This is a genomic window from Nostoc sp. T09 (assembly GCF_002154695.1).
GTDB lineage: Bacteria > Cyanobacteriota > Cyanobacteriia > Cyanobacteriales > Nostocaceae > Aulosira.
The window spans coordinates 1-16,870 of sequence record NZ_MTAV01000133.1 but is presented as its reverse complement, the minus strand read 5'-3'; the positions used below and the strand labels follow the sequence as shown (position 1 = coordinate 16,870).

At 40.4% G+C, this 16,870-nt stretch carries 16 protein-coding genes; 9 read left to right on the top strand and 7 right to left on the bottom strand.

All coding sequences use genetic code 11. The features are described from left to right. The first annotated feature begins 445 nt into the window (after positions 1 to 445). Positions 446 to 964, top strand: a complete 519-nt coding sequence (locus BV372_RS25085; protein ID WP_086689212.1) for an HAD hydrolase-like protein — start codon at positions 446 to 448, stop codon at positions 962 to 964. A 431-nt stretch (positions 965 to 1,395) separates the two neighbouring features. Continuing rightward, a complete protein-coding gene (locus tag BV372_RS25080; RefSeq protein ID WP_086689211.1) occupies positions 1,396 to 3,429 on the top strand; it encodes an FAD-dependent oxidoreductase in 2,034 nt (677 codons plus the stop codon). 138 nt (positions 3,430 to 3,567) lie between these two features. Here the strand turns inward: BV372_RS25080 and BV372_RS25075 are convergent, their stop codons facing one another. Further along, entirely contained in the window at positions 3,568 to 3,837 is a 270-nt protein-coding gene (locus BV372_RS25075) for a hypothetical protein (protein ID WP_086689210.1), read from the bottom strand. 282 nt (positions 3,838 to 4,119) lie between these two features. Then, positions 4,120 to 5,310 carry a SprT-like domain-containing protein gene (locus BV372_RS25070; protein WP_256973442.1) on the bottom strand — a complete coding sequence of 397 codons (1,191 nt, stop codon included), beginning with the start codon at positions 5,308 to 5,310 and terminating at the stop codon, positions 4,120 to 4,122. A gap of 298 nt (positions 5,311 to 5,608) precedes the next feature. Here BV372_RS25070 and BV372_RS35440 point away from each other — a divergent pair, with 298 nt between their 5' ends. After that, positions 5,609 to 5,788 (top strand): hypothetical protein, encoded by a 180-nt coding sequence (locus BV372_RS35440; protein WP_143845274.1) that lies wholly within the window; start codon positions 5,609 to 5,611, stop codon positions 5,786 to 5,788. A gap of 28 nt (positions 5,789 to 5,816) precedes the next feature. On the opposite strand, the gene BV372_RS25065 is transcribed toward BV372_RS35440, so the two are convergent. Together BV372_RS25065 and BV372_RS25060 are read right to left on the bottom strand one after the other, a co-directional pair. Then, complete coding sequence (locus BV372_RS25065; RefSeq protein ID WP_086689209.1) at positions 5,817 to 6,599, bottom strand: MinD/ParA family protein; 783 nt, start codon at positions 6,597 to 6,599, stop codon at positions 5,817 to 5,819. Positions 6,600 to 6,669: 70 nt separating this feature from the next. Next, the gene (locus tag BV372_RS25060) at positions 6,670 to 7,740 is read right to left on the bottom strand and encodes a DUF3365 domain-containing protein (protein WP_086689208.1); all 1,071 of its coding nucleotides are present in this window, start codon (positions 7,738 to 7,740) and stop codon (positions 6,670 to 6,672) included. A gap of 683 nt (positions 7,741 to 8,423) precedes the next feature. On the opposite strand from BV372_RS25060, the gene BV372_RS25055 reads away from it, so the two are divergent. From BV372_RS25055 to BV372_RS25045, 3 genes are all read left to right on the top strand, one after another. Next, positions 8,424 to 9,191 carry a sterol desaturase family protein gene (locus tag BV372_RS25055; protein ID WP_179198226.1) on the top strand — a complete coding sequence of 256 codons (768 nt, stop codon included), beginning with the start codon at positions 8,424 to 8,426 and terminating at the stop codon, positions 9,189 to 9,191. 69 nt (positions 9,192 to 9,260) lie between these two features. Next, on the top strand, positions 9,261 to 9,869 hold the full coding sequence (locus BV372_RS25050) for an acyl transferase (protein WP_086689207.1): 609 nt from the start codon (positions 9,261 to 9,263) through the stop codon (positions 9,867 to 9,869). Then, complete coding sequence (locus tag BV372_RS25045; RefSeq protein ID WP_086689206.1) at positions 9,869 to 11,389, top strand: GH3 auxin-responsive promoter family protein; 1,521 nt, start codon at positions 9,869 to 9,871, stop codon at positions 11,387 to 11,389. The genes BV372_RS25050 and BV372_RS25045 overlap by 1 nt, the downstream gene beginning before the upstream one ends. 313 nt (positions 11,390 to 11,702) lie before the next feature. Here the strand turns inward: BV372_RS25045 and BV372_RS25040 are convergent, their stop codons facing one another. Further along, positions 11,703 to 12,503, bottom strand: a complete 801-nt coding sequence (locus BV372_RS25040; protein WP_086689205.1) for an SDR family oxidoreductase — start codon at positions 12,501 to 12,503, stop codon at positions 11,703 to 11,705. Positions 12,504 to 12,794: 291 nt separating this feature from the next. Here BV372_RS25040 and BV372_RS25035 point away from each other — a divergent pair, with 291 nt between their 5' ends. Continuing rightward, a complete protein-coding gene (locus BV372_RS25035; RefSeq protein WP_143845272.1) occupies positions 12,795 to 13,016 on the top strand; it encodes a hypothetical protein in 222 nt (73 codons plus the stop codon). Positions 13,017 to 13,285: 269 nt separating this feature from the next. Here BV372_RS25035 and BV372_RS25030 read toward each other — a convergent pair whose 3' ends face one another. Both BV372_RS25030 and BV372_RS25025 read right to left on the bottom strand, forming a co-directional pair. Continuing rightward, positions 13,286 to 14,332 carry a DUF1611 domain-containing protein gene (locus BV372_RS25030; RefSeq protein ID WP_086689203.1) on the bottom strand — a complete coding sequence of 349 codons (1,047 nt, stop codon included), beginning with the start codon at positions 14,330 to 14,332 and terminating at the stop codon, positions 13,286 to 13,288. After that, positions 14,316 to 15,368 carry a dipeptide epimerase gene (locus tag BV372_RS25025; RefSeq protein WP_086689202.1) on the bottom strand — a complete coding sequence of 351 codons (1,053 nt, stop codon included), beginning with the start codon at positions 15,366 to 15,368 and terminating at the stop codon, positions 14,316 to 14,318. Before BV372_RS25025 ends, BV372_RS25030 begins: the two co-directional genes overlap by 17 nt. Positions 15,369 to 15,583: 215 nt before the next feature. Here BV372_RS25025 and BV372_RS25020 point away from each other — a divergent pair, with 215 nt between their 5' ends. After that, on the top strand, positions 15,584 to 16,141 hold the full coding sequence (locus tag BV372_RS25020) for an NUDIX hydrolase (RefSeq protein WP_086689201.1): 558 nt from the start codon (positions 15,584 to 15,586) through the stop codon (positions 16,139 to 16,141). Between the two features lie 125 nt (positions 16,142 to 16,266). Further along, the coding region (locus tag BV372_RS25015; protein WP_086689200.1) for a class I SAM-dependent methyltransferase at positions 16,267 to 16,870 on the top strand (604 nt) is incomplete at its 3' end.

Sequence of the window (16,870 nt, the reverse complement as noted above, 5' to 3'; positions counted from 1 at the left end):
CAGGTGGATTTGGTTTTTATAGCCGCGATTTCTAATCGCCTGGTATTTCTTCCAAAAGTGGATGCTCCCCATCAGCAATTCCGAATTGCTGAGATATACTCCCTATATTGAAATTAAGCCTGGTCAACCTACTAATCTTCACCTAAACATTAGCGATTTATATTTCGCTCACTCTCTATCTAAAGCATCATATTAAATCTCTGTGTAACCAGAACTTGCTTTCGCCTATAAGTATCTATTAGCCAACTAACATTGGTTCTGTTTGCTTGGTAGTTAATAGAGTTTTTGCCAAAAAATTTGTAATCGATCCATCACATCAATTTAATCATTCATTCAATCTAGAGGACGAGCAAATACACCAATATTGCCTGCCGTTAGCTAGAAGTGAGATAATTGTCTGCAATTTAAGATATCAAAGTAAAAAGGGAAATTATCAATAGCAATAATGAGTCTATTACTACTAGACTTAGACGGCACAATCCGAGAACCACTTAGCGGCAAACAATACTTCCAACATCCTCAAGACCAACAAATTATTGCGGGTGCTGATATTGCCGTGAGTGCTTATAAAGATGATTGGATCATTGTTGGTATTAGCAATCAAGGTGGAGTTGCCGCTGGGTACAAATCTATCCAAGAATGCATTAAGGAACAGCAGTACACGCTTGAGTTGTTCCCAGAATTAAGAGAAATCTACTTTTGCCCAGACTTTGAAGGCAAGAAGTGTTTCCGTGTCACCCGCCATAATGCCCATAACCACAGTAAAACTAATTGGTCTGGATACTATCGCAAACCCGGAGCCGGAATGTTACAGTTAGCGATGGTTCGGCACAAACACACTCCAGAGAATACACGCTATGTGGGCGATCGCCCCGAAGATGAGGCTGCTGCCCATCGTGCTGGCGTTCTGTTCCAATGGGCAGTAGATTGGCTTAAGCAACATCAGGCAACAATGAGTTCTTAAATTACAGATGTACAGCGATCGCTATAATCGTTGGCAAGCAACCAGGTATTTTTTAAACTAATTAATTAAAAATCAAAAGATTTGGCACTTAAACGTTGGTCTACCATGTATTCTCAATGTTCAATTGCTTTGGGAATATCGTCCGTTATTAAAGTAAATTTTTCGTAACAATGTTTGGATGAGGGGACATTTTACTCTATATAGTAGTCCTATTTCATTTGTAAAAAGCAAAGTAGATTTGTATATCCTTTTTTCCTGTTCTTTATTTTCTATCCCCTGACTCAACGAGTAATTTCACAACTCCTACACGGATGGCTATATATATTATCTCGGCGGATATTAAGCTGGAAATTTCTAGAAAAAACTTGAGTAAAACATTTATCAAATGCTACCGTCTACAGGTGAAATAGGATTTGAAGGGATTCTCAAAAATGAAGTCTAGACAAAAAGTGGCTTGTGGACAGCAATCATTGATCAGTTTCAGCTTAATATCGGCTTTGCTTGCGCCTTATTCTGCTATTATTGCCGCACCACCAAGAACACCAGATAGAACTGTAAATTGTGAAATTTTAGTTGTCGGGGGTGGACTCTCTGGTGTCGCCACAGCTTACGAGGGGTTGCTAGCGGGACGAACTGTATGTCTAACAGAAATTACCGATTGGCTAGGGGGACAAATTTCTGCTCAAGGAACATCTGCATTAGACGAAAGACCAACTCAGCGCGCGCTCAAATTCTATTCTCGCGGTTACTTGGAACTGCGCGACCGAATTCAACGCAAGTACGGTAAACTCAACCCTGGTAACTGCTGGGTAAGTGACTCTTGCTTTCTTCCCCGTGATGCTCACAACATTTTGGCTCAGATGCTCAAAGATGCCGAAAAAAAGGGCAAAGGCAAGTTGCAGTGGTTTGCAAACACGGTGATTAAGGATTTAGAAATTAGTAGTGATGGGAAAATAATTAATAGTGCGATCGCTATTCAACATCAACCAGCAAAAGGTGCGGTACCTCTTAATACTTATCCTTTATCACAAACCATTGAAGATGCCTATACCTACGGCAACTCATCACGGTTTAGTAAAACTATTATTCGCTTAGTACCTAAGCAATATCAAAAAACAGCTTCAAATTGGTATGTCGTAGATACTAGTGAAACCGGGGAAATAATTGCCCTTGCTGATGTTCCCTACCGATTAGGTATTGATGCCCGTTCCTACTTAGAGCCTTCTGCTTCTAGCCCCCAAAACGACCCTTATTGTCCTCAAGGTTTTACCTATACTTTTGCAATGGAGGCCACCAAAGAAGCACAACCCCAAACAATGCCTCCATATTATCCCCAATACGCCCCATATTTCAGTTATGAATTGCAACGCTTGGCAAACTTTGACTTAGTTTTTACCTACCGTCGCATTTGGAATCCAAGCAAGGGAAAACCAGCAAAATTCGGTGGCGTCAATTTTACTGCCGCCACACCTAGGGATATCTCCATGCAAAACTGGACTTGGGGTAACGACTACCGTCCCGGAACTGCTGCCGATAATCTAATTTACACTCGCCAACAGTTAGGAAGTACTGGACAGTTGCAGCCTGGTGGCTGGATGGGAGGACTAAGAACAGATACCTTGCGCAAAGCTGAGGAAAATGCGCTCTCCTATTACTACTGGCTAGCTGCTGGGACAACAGATTCTCAACTAGGAAATGGTGTAAAGCAGCCGCAACCAAACAACCGCTTGTTAACAGGCCTAGATTCCCCAATGGGGACAGTGTCTGGTCTGTCGAAATATCCTTATATGCGGGAAGCACGGAGGATTATTGGCCGCCCTAGTTGGGGACAACCTTCTGGCTTTAGCATCTGGGAAATTGATATTTCTCGCCGCAACTACAATGACGAATATTACCGCAAAACGCTGCCCGCAGATATGTATAGGCAGTTAAGAGCAGCGCTAGCAGGCTTGGAGGCAACATCGGTAATTTCGGGGCAAATTTCACCAGACAAAGCAATGCGACGGACTCGTTCTACAGTCTTCCCCGACGCTATAGGTATCGGTCACTACGCCATCGACTTCCATCCCTGCATGACGCAAAGCCCTCCAGAAAAACCTGGTAATACAGAACGTGCAGGTGAAAGACGGGGCGCTGGGCAAGCTTATCCCTTCCAAATTGCTCTTAGGACAATGATTCCCCAAAAAATTGACAATTTAATAGTAGGTGGTAAAAGTATTGCTACTAGTCATATTGCTGCTGCTGCCTATCGAGTACATTCCTTTGAATGGTCTGCGGGTGCGGCTGCGGGGACAGTTGCAGCTTTTGCCCTCAAAAATGCTGTAGCACCCTACCAACTTGTAGATGAGTTGCCCAAAGCAGAACCGCAATTAGAAGCACTCAAACGCCTTTTGGAACAAAATGGTAATCCTACTGCTTTTCCTGACACTTCAATTTTTAACCAAAACTGGGAAGATTGGAAGTAGAAATTAACAATAACTACGCATATATAACCCCTCTTTGCCCTAGTAAATATATAAACAAAGTCCGCTAAGGCGGACTTTAGAAAAGAGGGGTATTTAAGGAAATGCAAAATTCACATACAAGAAAATGTGGATTTATCATTATTTGTTTTGATCATTGTGCTGATTGGCTGGGGTTTCTACTTGCAAAGTATCCCCTTGTTTCTTAACTGAAAAATCAGGTTCACTCTTGCTAGTTTGCGCCAGACCAGCAGCCCCAGCAATTGCGGTTCCCGCAAGACCAAGACCAGCAGACCATTTTGCATCAGTAGTGTTGGGTGAAACTAAAACAGCAACACCAATTACAGCTCCAACACCAGCCATAAATAGGGGGGTGATAGCTCGAATTAAATCTGGGGTAAGAGATTTCATAGAAGTTCAATTATAGAGTTGATTTTTATCTAGAGTTAAATACGCGCTAGCCGATTCAAATTCCAGAATTTTCTCACTTTTTTATTAATTGATAGTAAGAGGAGGGTAATACAAATTCTTCCACAAAAGGTAATAGATGTTGGGGACACATGGGTAAGCGAGATTGCTTTCAGTATCATTTGCCCCATTACCCCAATGGGGTTTTTATTTTTGGTGCAGCATCTACAGAATAGGAAAATAAGGTAACTTGCCCAATCTTTCGCTAGGGAATTAATTCTCTGGCTAACTTTCGCCTGATGCTAACATTTGCAGCCATCTCTGAGCTTCTGCGTATAATTGAAACTTATTCTCGTCAGATCGAAACTCTGGAGTATGAACCATTCTTCTACCGTTTACCCATTTCGTGCCGTGATACTTGTGCAGTAATTCGTGAAATAACACAAACTCAGTAACAAACTCAGGTATATTGGCATTATCTAGAGTCAAACTCATCACCACACGATCTCTAGCTGGCTCATAGTGTGCGAACTTACGGTAAGTAGTAATTTTGCTCCATGCAAGACGAGGTTTAACAAGATGTCCAGCAAAATATTCGTGATTCAGTTTGTTGAATAAATCATCCAAATTATAAAATTTACCTTGTGGGTTTTCTGAGATGACTTCAGCAATTAAATCAAGCATCAGTACTACAGTGCTATATTCTTCGGAACTCGCAAACGAACGAATCAATCGTGTACTATCTTGACTTTTACCACAAAGAACAGATTTGACTAACGCTTGTAAAACTTCATCGGAAGCATTGATAAACCCTTCACTAATTGAAATATGGGCAAAGGTGCTAGATTTTTTACCTTTGTATAATCCTGCTATATTACTTAATTCAATCGTGAGTTTGACCGAAGTTTGTTGATGTTTATTGAGTATTTCTTGAGCAATTTGGCGTACTCGATAAGTGCTTGTTAAATGAAGTTGCAAGTTCTGCTCATCTGTTAAAAACTTCATCCAAGAATAGATTTGACGGGATGAACGAGTCAGGCTTGCTGGTGTAGCTTGTTGGTTAAAACATATTTTTTCAATTATTGTGACTGTTCTGGTTAAAGTTTGAGCTAGTTGTTGTATTTCAGCAGAGTTCTGATTTGAAGCCGAGGCTAAGTTAAAAATCTTCTCTAAAATAGTATTTTGTTGTGCTTTGATGTTTTTGATGCTGATACTTGCAACCTGTGTTTGGGTTGCTTGACTTGAAGCTATGGGCAAATTACCTAAGTCAATACCTTTAAGAAAATAATAAGCTTCGCGGGAGCGCCTTGGTAAATGGTGAGGGGTGGTTTTGGCTTCAGCACATAACCGCTCAATAGTTTCAACTGAACTTTGAATAAATTGTTTAAATTCAGCAACCTTCTGGGTTGATAACCCATTTCTCAAGTCGTCTTGTACTGTTTGAGCAGTTTTTAAAATTCCGCGAATTTTTATCATGCTATTTTGTATTTTTACAACTCCTATATATAGGTGAGATGTTAGTTATTCAAAGAATAAGATAAACCCAGAAAGCGAAAAACATTAAGTAATTATGCCAAGCATTATTTTTACCACAATTAAGCCTAGATTAACTGTACCGAAATCTCACCGTTTAGTAATTCTCGGGCGTCAGGCTATAGTCACAAGTTTTGCCAAAGACTTTATTGGATATACATGCTTGTAAGTAGGTAAACATAATTAATTACACAATATAATTGCGATAAACACACTCCAAAGAAGAACTTGAAGAGTAGTTTTGCCCAAAGGGCTTTATGCAGCGATCGCCTTTGGCGTTCACGTTTCCCGTAGCGCTTCTTACATCATAGCGAAATGTAGACGCTCCTCTCGCACTGTAAATATTGTTGTGCATCTACTTCAGAAAAGCCATAAGATATTAGGCGGATTTTTCTTACAAGCTATTTTAAAAACTCTATAATTAATTACTTATAAATATAAATTATTTACTATTTACTGTGCATGATCTGTTTGGCGATCGCGTTTACTTCCTGAGTCCAAGCATGTTCGGGGTAGCGCAAGCTGAAAATATCACTGCTACCTAAATGAAACATTTCTTCACAGACAGGTAATATACCCGCCACAGTTGTGCCATAAGCAGTTTGTAACTGTTGCCGCAAAGCTGGAAAATTTAACTTTGGTAGTGCTTTATTCACTACCAACATGATTTTAGGAACATCTAACTTCCGCGCTACATCAATGGCGACAGCAGTACCCTGATAATCTTGGTGGTCTGGACGGAGGATGACGACTAAGATATTGGAAATAATGATCGAAAGCAAAGTTTCTTCGTTAATGCCAGGATGAGTGTCAATAAATAGATAATCCAATTTCAACCGACGGCTGAGATCGCGAAAGCCATCGTTGAGTAAACGAGCATTGTAACCCTCACGCAGAATGCGAGATATTTCTCCAGTCTTAATACTAGAAGGAATTAGATAAATAGCACCACTCATACCAAAATTAAAAGGTTTTGGTTTAATCTTCACCGTCTGGCTGACATCGTAAGCAGCCTGTTCAATTGCACAACGCCCCCAAAGATAATCATTAAGAGTGTAGCTAATTTTGTTCTCATCAAGGCCAAAAAGAACGTGAATTCCAGGTGATTGAATATCAGTATCGACAATGCCAACCCGTTTACCAGAACGAGCAATCATTGTTGCTAGGTTTGCAGTGACGTTTGACTTGCCAGTACCACCACGGAATGAATGGACAGACACGACTTTAGACATGATGCCTCTCTATAAATTTAAAATTAAAAATTAGGTTGCACAACCTCATCTCACAACCATAAGTACTAAATTACTCGTCGTCGTTATCTGACCATTTATTTCTAATATCTTTAGCTTCTGCATTTAATTTTTGGAAGTAGTCCGAACCAGCGATTTCTTCGACTTGCTTATTTTTCTTGGCTTGGTCAATTTGAACCCGGAGTTGTTCCATCTGTTGTTTCCAGGCTTGCTCACGCGTTTGGATTTCATGCACCATGCGATAAAATACCTTGCCCAGCTTGCCTAACTCATCAGTACGCTTGGCAATCACTGCCAATTTTGTAAGTTCTAAATCTTTATTTTCTGTATCGCCATCGATTGTATCCATACTAATTTTTTCAGCCAATTTAGCCATTGGTCTAATAGGCTGGAGAACATTCATTTTTAAGGAATAATTAATTACAAGAATTACTATTGTAAAGATTAAAATAAAAATTCCAATAACTAAAGAGAAAGTCTGACGGGCATTTTCAAAAACTTTACTAGCTGGAACATAGATAATTTGAGTGGCAATAATTTCATCGAGCTTCCAGTTAAACCCATTTTCAGTGCCATAGGTTGCCACTTGACTTTTAGGTGCTTGATCTGGTGTAGAATGACAGCGCAAACAACTCTGTTGTTTAATAGCCAGTGGTCTACTGCTGTAAAACAACTGTTCTCCAAATAAATTCCTAAAACCTGATAGGCTTTCCAATTTTGAATCTTGGCGAAACTGCTCTATAAGATTCATTTCAAAGTCGTCAGCTTTATCCCGTAAATTGGTCGGGTTAATTGTGGCATCTTTGTAAAGAAAATTTGCATATTCTTGATGATTGCGCAGATTCTCAAACACTTCTCTTGCGGAATAACTAGGTACGATTTCTGGGGTGAATTGTGATTGTTGTTCCGAGATGGACGATAACAGGGGACTGATATGATTATTAGTATAGTTTGTGACCGAGTTCATCATTTGTATCAGAACTTGTCCTCGATAATTGACTTCATCTTCGGCTCTTTGCTCAAGTGCTTTGGATAAAGCAAACCCACTAATTAAGATGGTACAGAGGAAAACGATAGATAAGAGTAAGGTAAATTTTGTTGCCAGCTTGAGATTCCCTAACATGGCTATAATTCATTGTAATATTAGTGATTGCAACATTGTGTGAGAGTAAATTTGTCAGGTTTAGTTGCATCAAATATTTCTCTTCCAATGTCAGCAAGTTGCTAAACAGCACTATATTTACTTTATTGATTATTGTTATTTTTTCGTAAATATGGTTTTAATTCTTTAAACAACTATCTTTATCGTAAAAGTTTTCATCAGGATATACATCTACACAACGTCTAGAATTTTCATACCAACTAAATAATGACGCGATCTCTAACTTTCGTTGAGCAATTAAGCAATTATTCCTACAACTTTCGTCTTGCACTGTCCTGACTTAGCAGGGTGGACAGTACCCACCATATCCCAATACGGTTAAGTTAAGAATAATTGTAGCGACTGTCTTGGATGTCAAGCGATCGCAGAAAAAGTTGACGCAACTGGGGAACTGATTTACTGATACGGCAGTTGGGTTAAGCAATGAAACCCAACATTAACGATCGATATCTCACCACAAAGTTCTACAAGAATTTATGCCTGATTTTCAAGTGAAGTCAAATGCTCTCAAAATAGTCAATGACAGCAGCCGCGATCGCTTCATTTCCATCTTTAGCAACAGATCACCAAAACCTGCATAGGGTGGGCATTGCCCGTCCTACACTTAAACTGATGTTTTTTCTCGCAATTGAGAAATCTAGGAAATGCTATATAAGAATTTGAATATCCAAAACTTGGCACAAATTTTAATTTTTGTTACTTTTCTAGGATTAGTTGGGTGGACGATCGCCGATCGCTTTGGGCGAAGTCAACTCAAAGAGAAAAGTCGTGAAGATTGGTTACTAGATGCTATAGGTTTAACAATTCAAGGGATGTTAATTCCTTTGCTACAAGCAACCTTAGTTTATTGGCTTTACAATAATTTATTACCTAATTATCAGGGACATCTAAAATTATCACCAATTTTTACTTTTATTCTGAGTTTTGTTGTAATTGATTATTTATATTATTGGAATCATCGGTTATTGCATAGTAAATGGTTTTGGCAAGCGCATCAAGTGCATCATACAGTCACACAGATGGATGTATTAGGAACTTCCCGTAATACCCTCTGGACAAGTTTACTAATTGTTTATTTATGGATACACACTTTGTTTTTATATCTATTAGCTGATCCAACAGGCTACTTACTTGGAGTAAGTCTAACTTCTGCATTGGATTTATGGCGACATAGCCGCTTGGTCAGTTCTGAAAATAACTGGGTTTATCGATTTTTATTTCCTTGGTTAATCTTACCCCAGGATCATGCTTGGCACCATTGCAGCAAAATTTTTCATTGCAACTATGGCGCTAATCTAAAAATTTGGGACAAGTTACATGGAACCTATTATCAAAGCAAAGAATTACCATCTGCAATTGGGATTCCTACGTCATTAAGCTTTACTCAAAAACTCTTGTTCCCATTTTCATGACTAATCTCGAAGCTTAATTGTAGGGTGGGCATTGCCCACCAAAACCCGGATATGGTGTGACTTATTTTCATGACATTTTTAAGTACAATTCTTTTATTTTTTCCAACTTTTATATTAATGCTAACTGGGGCTGCAATAGTTTACCTCGCCTATTCACCCAGCATTTTCAGTATTCTCGCTGTGTTACTTTCTATTTACGGTTTGCCAGTGATAGTTTACCGCTGGCATCAATGGGTGTACCCTGTGCCGGAGGGCATTAGTTATTTACGTGGGAAAGAATATAGCCCTTGGTGGGGTAGTCATCAAATCCAGGTAATTTATATTACAATTCCGGTTTTCGAGGCAGTGCTGCGGCTGATTCCGGGAGCATTTTCTTTTTGGTTGCGATTATGGGGTGCTAAAGTGGGGCGAGATGTTTACTGGACACCAGGATTGGAGATTGCCGATCGCGGTTTATTGGAAATTGGCGATCGCGTGGTTATGGGTCATCGTGTTACTATTTCCTCCCATATCATCAAGCCCCGGAAGCAAAACTTAATGTTGTATGCCAAAAAAGTCAAGATTGGCAACGATGTCTTTGTGGGAGCTGGATCTTTTCTTGCACCTGGTGTAGTCATTGGGGATGGCACATTTCTGACAATGGCCACAAACCTTTCTCCTAACCAGCAGGTGCCATAATGCGTCCGATGATTCAGCTTTTTGGGCAACTCCTTGCAGCAGGTGCAGGGCGATTTCAGCAAGCATTAGATGATCCTCAGTCAATGCAGATTTCAGTACAGAGAGAGATTTGCGATCACCTGATTGCGAGTGAGTATGGCAAAGCCTTAGGAATTCGTTCTGTAGCAGATTGGCAACGCGTGCCAATTGTTGATTACGACGCACTCGAACCTTGGATTTTAGGACATAACAAACCTCAGCAAATTCCCCTCACGCCCGAACCAATTTTGTTCTATGAAAAAACCTCTGGTAGTAGTGGGGTGGCAAAATGGATTCCTTACACTCAGTCTTTGCGGCGATCTTTCAATCAGATGTTTTGTGTATGGGCGCATGATTTGATTGCATATGGCCCTAAATTCTCCACAGGTAAGCTTTACGCCTGTATCTCGCCGCAATTAAATCCTCCTGATTCCCAATCTTTACAGGATGATCTAGATTATCTGGACGGTTGGTTGCGTTGGGTGCTGCGTCCCTGGTTGGTGATGCCGAATGGACTAAATCGCTTGCATGAACCGCAGCTATTTAAACATCAGCTGGCTTTGGCATTATTGCAGGCTGAATCACTAGAAATTATTTCTATTTGGAGTCCTAGTTTCCTGCAAGTACATTTAAAATACATTCAAGAAAATCAGGAATTATTGCGCGCTGAATTACACAATCGCATTTCACGCGATCGCTTGCAACTCCTCAGCGAAAGTAGTATTCCTTGGACAAAACTTTGGTCAAACTTGAAGCTGATTTCTTGCTGGGATAGCGCCAATGCAGCAGATCAAGCTAAGGGATTGCGATCGCAGTTTCCAGGTGTGTTACTTCAAGGTAAAGGACTGCTAGCAACCGAAGCCCCAATGACCATTCCGTTGATTGTAGCTGGGGGTTATGTTCCGGTTCTTGATGAAGTTTTTTTCGAGTTCGAGGATGATACTGGTTCTGTGCATGAGTTGCACGAACTCAGTATTGGAAAGGAATACACGATTATTTTGTCACAGAAGGGAGGTTTGTACCGTTATCGAATAGGCGATCGCGTCCGCGTGACTCATTGGTATCGCCAAACTCCCTGTTTAGAGTTTCTTGGGCGACATCAAGCCATCAGCGATTTGGTTGGCGAAAAGTTGCACGAAACTTTTGTAAATGATGCTTTGAATAGCATGAACTTACAAGGAACTCATTTTAAGAGTTTAGTTCCCGTTGCTAATCTACCGCACTATGTTCTTTTACTCGATTCGGCAACAGAAACCCCAGAAATTATTGCCCAACAACTGGATCGTGCTTTATCACAGTCACATCACTACTATCGTGCGCGATCGCTCGGTCAACTTGCACCACCACAGGTTTTAATTTCCCATCAAATACCTGAATTATTAGCCTTACATCGCGCCCGCACTGGAACTATCTGGGGAGGCATTAAGCATCAAATTCTCGCAACATCGCCCATTAATACTGAACTTTTACAACAATTGAAATTAGAAATTCCTAATTATTAACGAAGATACAAGAGTGTGTTACGGCTATGTAAATATTTGAGCATTTCTGCAAGTGAGAAAGAGCCGTAACGCACCACATTTCTGATTGCATTTCTATCTACATTAACGCATCCTAAAATTAATACATTTTCCCTAAAATTTGGCTATATACAGCAAATTTCAAGTTAGTGAAGTACAGATCCTAAGCCTCAAACCCAAGCATAAAGACTGTTTTACTTCTGAATTCTGAATTCTAACTCCTGAATTCTGCTGTATAAGTTCCCACGTCATCATCTGTTACCATTTTTAGGAGAATTGGTATAACTTAGCTGCACTAATTTTTTTTGAGTTCATGCATACTTTTAACCACTTTTGTTACCAAGCTTCTGGGTGTAAATCTTACGCTTTCAGCCAATATCTTATTTCTGAAGCCAGGAACTACAACTGTTTTGTTTGCCATTAAGCTGCGATAACCAATCTTGGCAACAGTTTCTGTATCCATCATTCTACTAACGCTGGAAATCTTAGATTCTTTCATCGCAGCTGATTGTTGAAATTCCGTTGCTGTTGGTCCTGGACAAAGAGCAGTTACGGTGATACCTGTACCCTCTAATTCATTGGCAATTGCTTCTGAAAATGATAAAACATAGGCTTTAGTAGCAAAATAAACCGCCATTAAAGGTCCTGGTTGAAAAGCTGCAACCGAGGCAACATTTAATATTTTTCCATAGCCTTGCTCTACCATATCCTTAAGGAATAACTTTGTTAAATGGGTGAGACTCACTATATTGACCTGTAGCATATTTAGTTCAGTAGTGAGGTTGGTTTCAGCAAATACTCCATAAGTGCCAAATCCAGCATTGTTTACCAACACATCAACCTTAATAGATGCTTGTTGTAACTCTGAGAAAATTTCTTCTGGAGATGTTGGTATAGATAAATCTTTAGCAAAAATTTTGACGAAAATGCCAAATTTTTGGGGAAATTCATCCGCCATTGCATTAAGTTTTTCTGCTTTTTTATCTACTAGCACAAGATTGTAATGATTCCGGGCAAAAATATGTGCTAGTTGGTAGCCAATTCCACTAGAGGCTCCAGTAATAAGAGCAGTTTTTTGACGTTGAGCTTTATTCATGTATCGTATTTATCTCAAAATTTTAGCGAATTCGAGTTGATTAAACTAAGGTAGATGTTTAAATAAATGACAGTATTTTACTTAGAAATCTCTTGGGGATAGATAGCCAAAGATTGTTAGCTTGCTAATAGTAATAGATAAATTTAGCTAATTCAGTCAAGAAATTAACCAATAGTCTAAAAAATTGCGAGCACAAAATTATTCCATTTTACAAGTCAATCTGCCAAACAAGATTTTTAAGCATAAATACTTGCTATGAATGTAGAGGTTTTTCTAAAAGAATTTAAATTTATGGCTGCTGATCGATGTTGCCAAATTGGCAATACATTAACATTACAAACCGATGCGAATACAAAACTCCAAGCTGCTTTAGTGTTATCTGATATTATGTCCGCTAAATTAGTTGTGATGTGTCCGCCGCGAGTGCAACGTAGTGGAACGACGCAATCCCTACATCTTTGCGATTGCTTCCCTCCGGTCGCAATGACAAGTGTTCAACCGGACATGATATGAACTACCATCTTTAACAATCTCTTAAAAAAAGTCCCTCCTAAAAAGAAGGGACTTGAGGGCGGACACGACTGGGTTTGAGTCGCACAATGAGCCACTCAACTTTCTGTAGTCTTTTATCTAAGGCTTGTTTGACCTTAAACAATGCTTTTAAATAAGCCAATTGGCTATTTCAGGCTGAACGCGGTAACAAGGTTTAATTTTTTACTTTGCTAGTACTTGCTGGAATATTCGGATTCACAGAATTTCCTTTTATGAAAGCAACACTAGAACTAATTCTTCATCACTGCATCCAACAGGACATTAGCATCAAAACGTACTGCATCAGTACAGGGTAACCCAGTTTGTTGTGTGGTTTGTGCGATCGCTTCTTTAGCCGCAGCCTCATCTAAATGAGCGGTGTTCAGCGCTATAGCGACTACACGCACAGGTGCAAAAGCACCGGCAGCACTAGCAACAGTTTCATAAAGCCGAATCACTTCTGGTAAAGGCGGAATCGGTACATGGGGATTATTGCGATTATGAGTTTGTCCCACCCGATGAACTAATATGAGTTGAGTTGGTTGGGAACCACGAATCAAAGGCAGAGTTGCTGTTGAGCCTGGATGCAATAGAGAACCTTGTCCTTCGACATGCACGATGTCGTAGTTTTTGCCATAGCGCATCAGCATTTGTTCGACAGCACCAGCGGCAAAGTCTACCCGTACGGCATCCAAGGCTACGCCATCTCCTTCTAGCATTACACCAGTTTGACCAGTGGCTAAGAATTTAGAACGCCAACCCCTAAGTCGTGATGCCCAGTGCATTTCTAGGCTAGTTGACATTTTGCCGATCGCCATGTCAGTTCCCACAGTCAACACCCGCCGACAGGGGAGGGTGCGCGCTAGTCCACTAGCAACACCTAAATTAGGTGGTTCTTTGCGTACATCCCAAATTAATTGCCCCGGTTTTAACAGTGCATTTAACTCTGGCATGGTTGCCAATGGTGTGTGTAAACCGTTCACCAATGACATTCCAGCTTCGAGGGCATCTTTGATTTCATGCCAATAATCATCTGGCACAGCACCGCCTTTGGGAGCAATGCCAATTACCAAAACTTGCGGCTTGTATTCTAAAGATGCAGCTACTGATGTCACAATCGGAACATCACGCTTAATACCTGTAATTTCTGGTAAAGATTTTCCTGCACATTCGCGATCGATAACGGCGACGATTGGGGCTTCACTGTAGCGTAAAAGTGACAACCCTGTTTTGCCCTGAGTTCCAGCAGTTCCCTCATGCAGCAAAATAGCTATTCGTTGATTAAGTGGCAGACGCACTATGTTGTACCCCCAAACCTGGTAAATCGTTGGGCAAAACTCTCCCTTCTTGAATCGATGCACCCGTAAAAGGATCGTCGATTAAGTTGAGATGACTATCTAAATCTAAATAATTAGCAAGAGGTGCCAGCTGTGCCGCTGCTGTATTGGCTAGCGAACTATCAGAATAGCAACCAAACATAACTTGCAAACCATAGGCTTTTGCTGTATGTACCATTCGTATTGCTTCTGTTAAGCCTCCTGATTTCATGAGTTTGATATTAATGCCATCCACATAGTTTGCTAGTTGGGGAATATCAGTGCTGGTAAAGCAACTTTCATCAACAAAAATCGGCAGAGGCGTATGCTCCTTTAATGCTGCTAAATTTTTTTCCTCTCCCCGTGGTAGTGGCTGTTCTACATACTTTATACCTAAATCAGCTAGCCAACTACACATTTCAATAGCATCGCTCAAACTCCAACCACCATTAGCATCAACAAAAAAATCCAAATTTGGTGCTTCTTGTCTGACTGCTAATAACATTTTCCGATCTGCATCTATGCCATCCGGATTACCTAGCTTCACCTTGAAAAGACGGACATCTGTAAAATGTAACCAGTCTCGTGCCCTAGCTCGTGCACCTTCGGGAGAATTTATACCAATGGTTACTGAAGTTGGCACTATGACATTGCGATCAAGTCCCCAGAGTTGCCACAGCGGTAACCCTACACGCTTGCCTAGCCAGTCGTGCATGGCCATATCCAGTGCCGCCCTAACAGAAGAAGGAACCTGCGCTGTTATTAACTCTTGCTCAACTTGCTGTCGTTGCAATGGGCTAAAAGCTTGCAACATCGGTGTAACTTGCTGCAAAGCATCTTTAATTTTATCGGTTGATTGCGAATGATTGCCGACACCAAACGGTGAGGCCTCCCCCCAGCCTTCAATCCCATCCTGGGAAATACTTACCCATATATTTGTTGTCTGTGCAGTTGTACCCCGACTAATCGTCAAGGGAAACCGCTTGTTGACAGTAAATATTTGAACCTGAATTTCCATAAATATTTTTATCTAGAGCTAGGGCAAATCACACAAATATCACAGTGTAAGTCTAAAGTTTAGTTAGTTTTATACATCTGTTATACTTTTTTACACACGCTTAATTGCCAAAATTTAGAGATATTTCTGCCAGATTATATAGTAAACCTAAATCAGGCTGTAAAAAATATATTGCCTACCTCTAATAGTAACTATACAAATCAAATAAAGTATCTATGCAAAAGCTCAAAAAATGGACAATCCTAAAATCAAAAATGGTATTGGATCATCCTTGGTGCAAGGTGAGACAAGATGAAATAGAATTACCTAATGGAAAAGTTATCGATGATTATTTTGTTAATCTCAAACCAGAAGTAGCTTTAATTTTACCGATAACTAGCAATCAAGAAATTGTATTTGTGCGGCAATATAGACACGCTGTAGGTGAATTTTTTATAGAACTTCCAGCAGGCAGTTTCGATCCAGAACAAGAGAGCGCGGAAGAAGCAGCAGTCAGAGAATTGGTAGAAGAAACTGGTTATATTACTGAAAAAGTGAGAAAAATCGCCACAATATACGATAAGCCCAGCAAAGATACCAATCAAATCCATTTATTTTTAGCAGAAAATGTCATAAAAGCTAAAGAACAACAGCTAGATATTACAGAAGAAATTGAAGTTATATTAATTCCTGTAGAATCAGTTTTAGAGAAAATTACTCAAGGTGAAATTGCTGTAGCAGGTAGTGTGGCGGCGCTTTTTTTAGGTTTAAATTTTCTCAATGCAAGCAAGTAATTAGCAGGTAAAAAATGACAGATCGCTCTCCCACAGATCGCGAAGCTTTCAAACAATTCGAGCGCAACGGATTCTCTAGAGTGGCACAAAGATACGATCGCGCCATTGCACAGGTAACATCTTAGGTGAATGAAGCCATCTTAGACGCAGTAGAAACAGGGTATGGCACTCAATTACTAGATGTCGCCTGCGGGACTGGCTGGCTCAGTGTTGCCGCAGTGAGAAGGCAAGCCAGAGTTACTGGATTAGATTTTGTAGAGAATATGGTAGCCATTGCGCGATCGCGGTGTCCCGAAGCAGAATTTTATACTGGGGATGCTGAAAACCTGCCTTTTGAGTCCAGTAGGTTTGAAGCGATCGTCTGTAACTTGGGCATTCTTCATTTCCCGAATCCAGAAAAAGCGATCGCGGAGTCCTGGCGAGTACTCAAACAAGGAGGGCGCTATGCCTTTACCTGCTGGACACCACCAACGCGTAATCCATTCATGAAACTGGTTTTAGGCTCAGTGCAAACTTACGGTAGCATCAACGTAGATCTACCTCCCGGACCGCCCCTTTTCCGCTTTGGCGACCCCGCAGAATGTGAAACAGCATTGAGAACTAGCGGATTCACATCAGTATCTGTCACTGAACTGCCTATATTGTGGACTTTTCCCACACCTGAGAATGTAATAACCCAAGTTGCCAGTTACAAAATCAGACTGGTGAACTGGTGTCAAAAAGGCAATA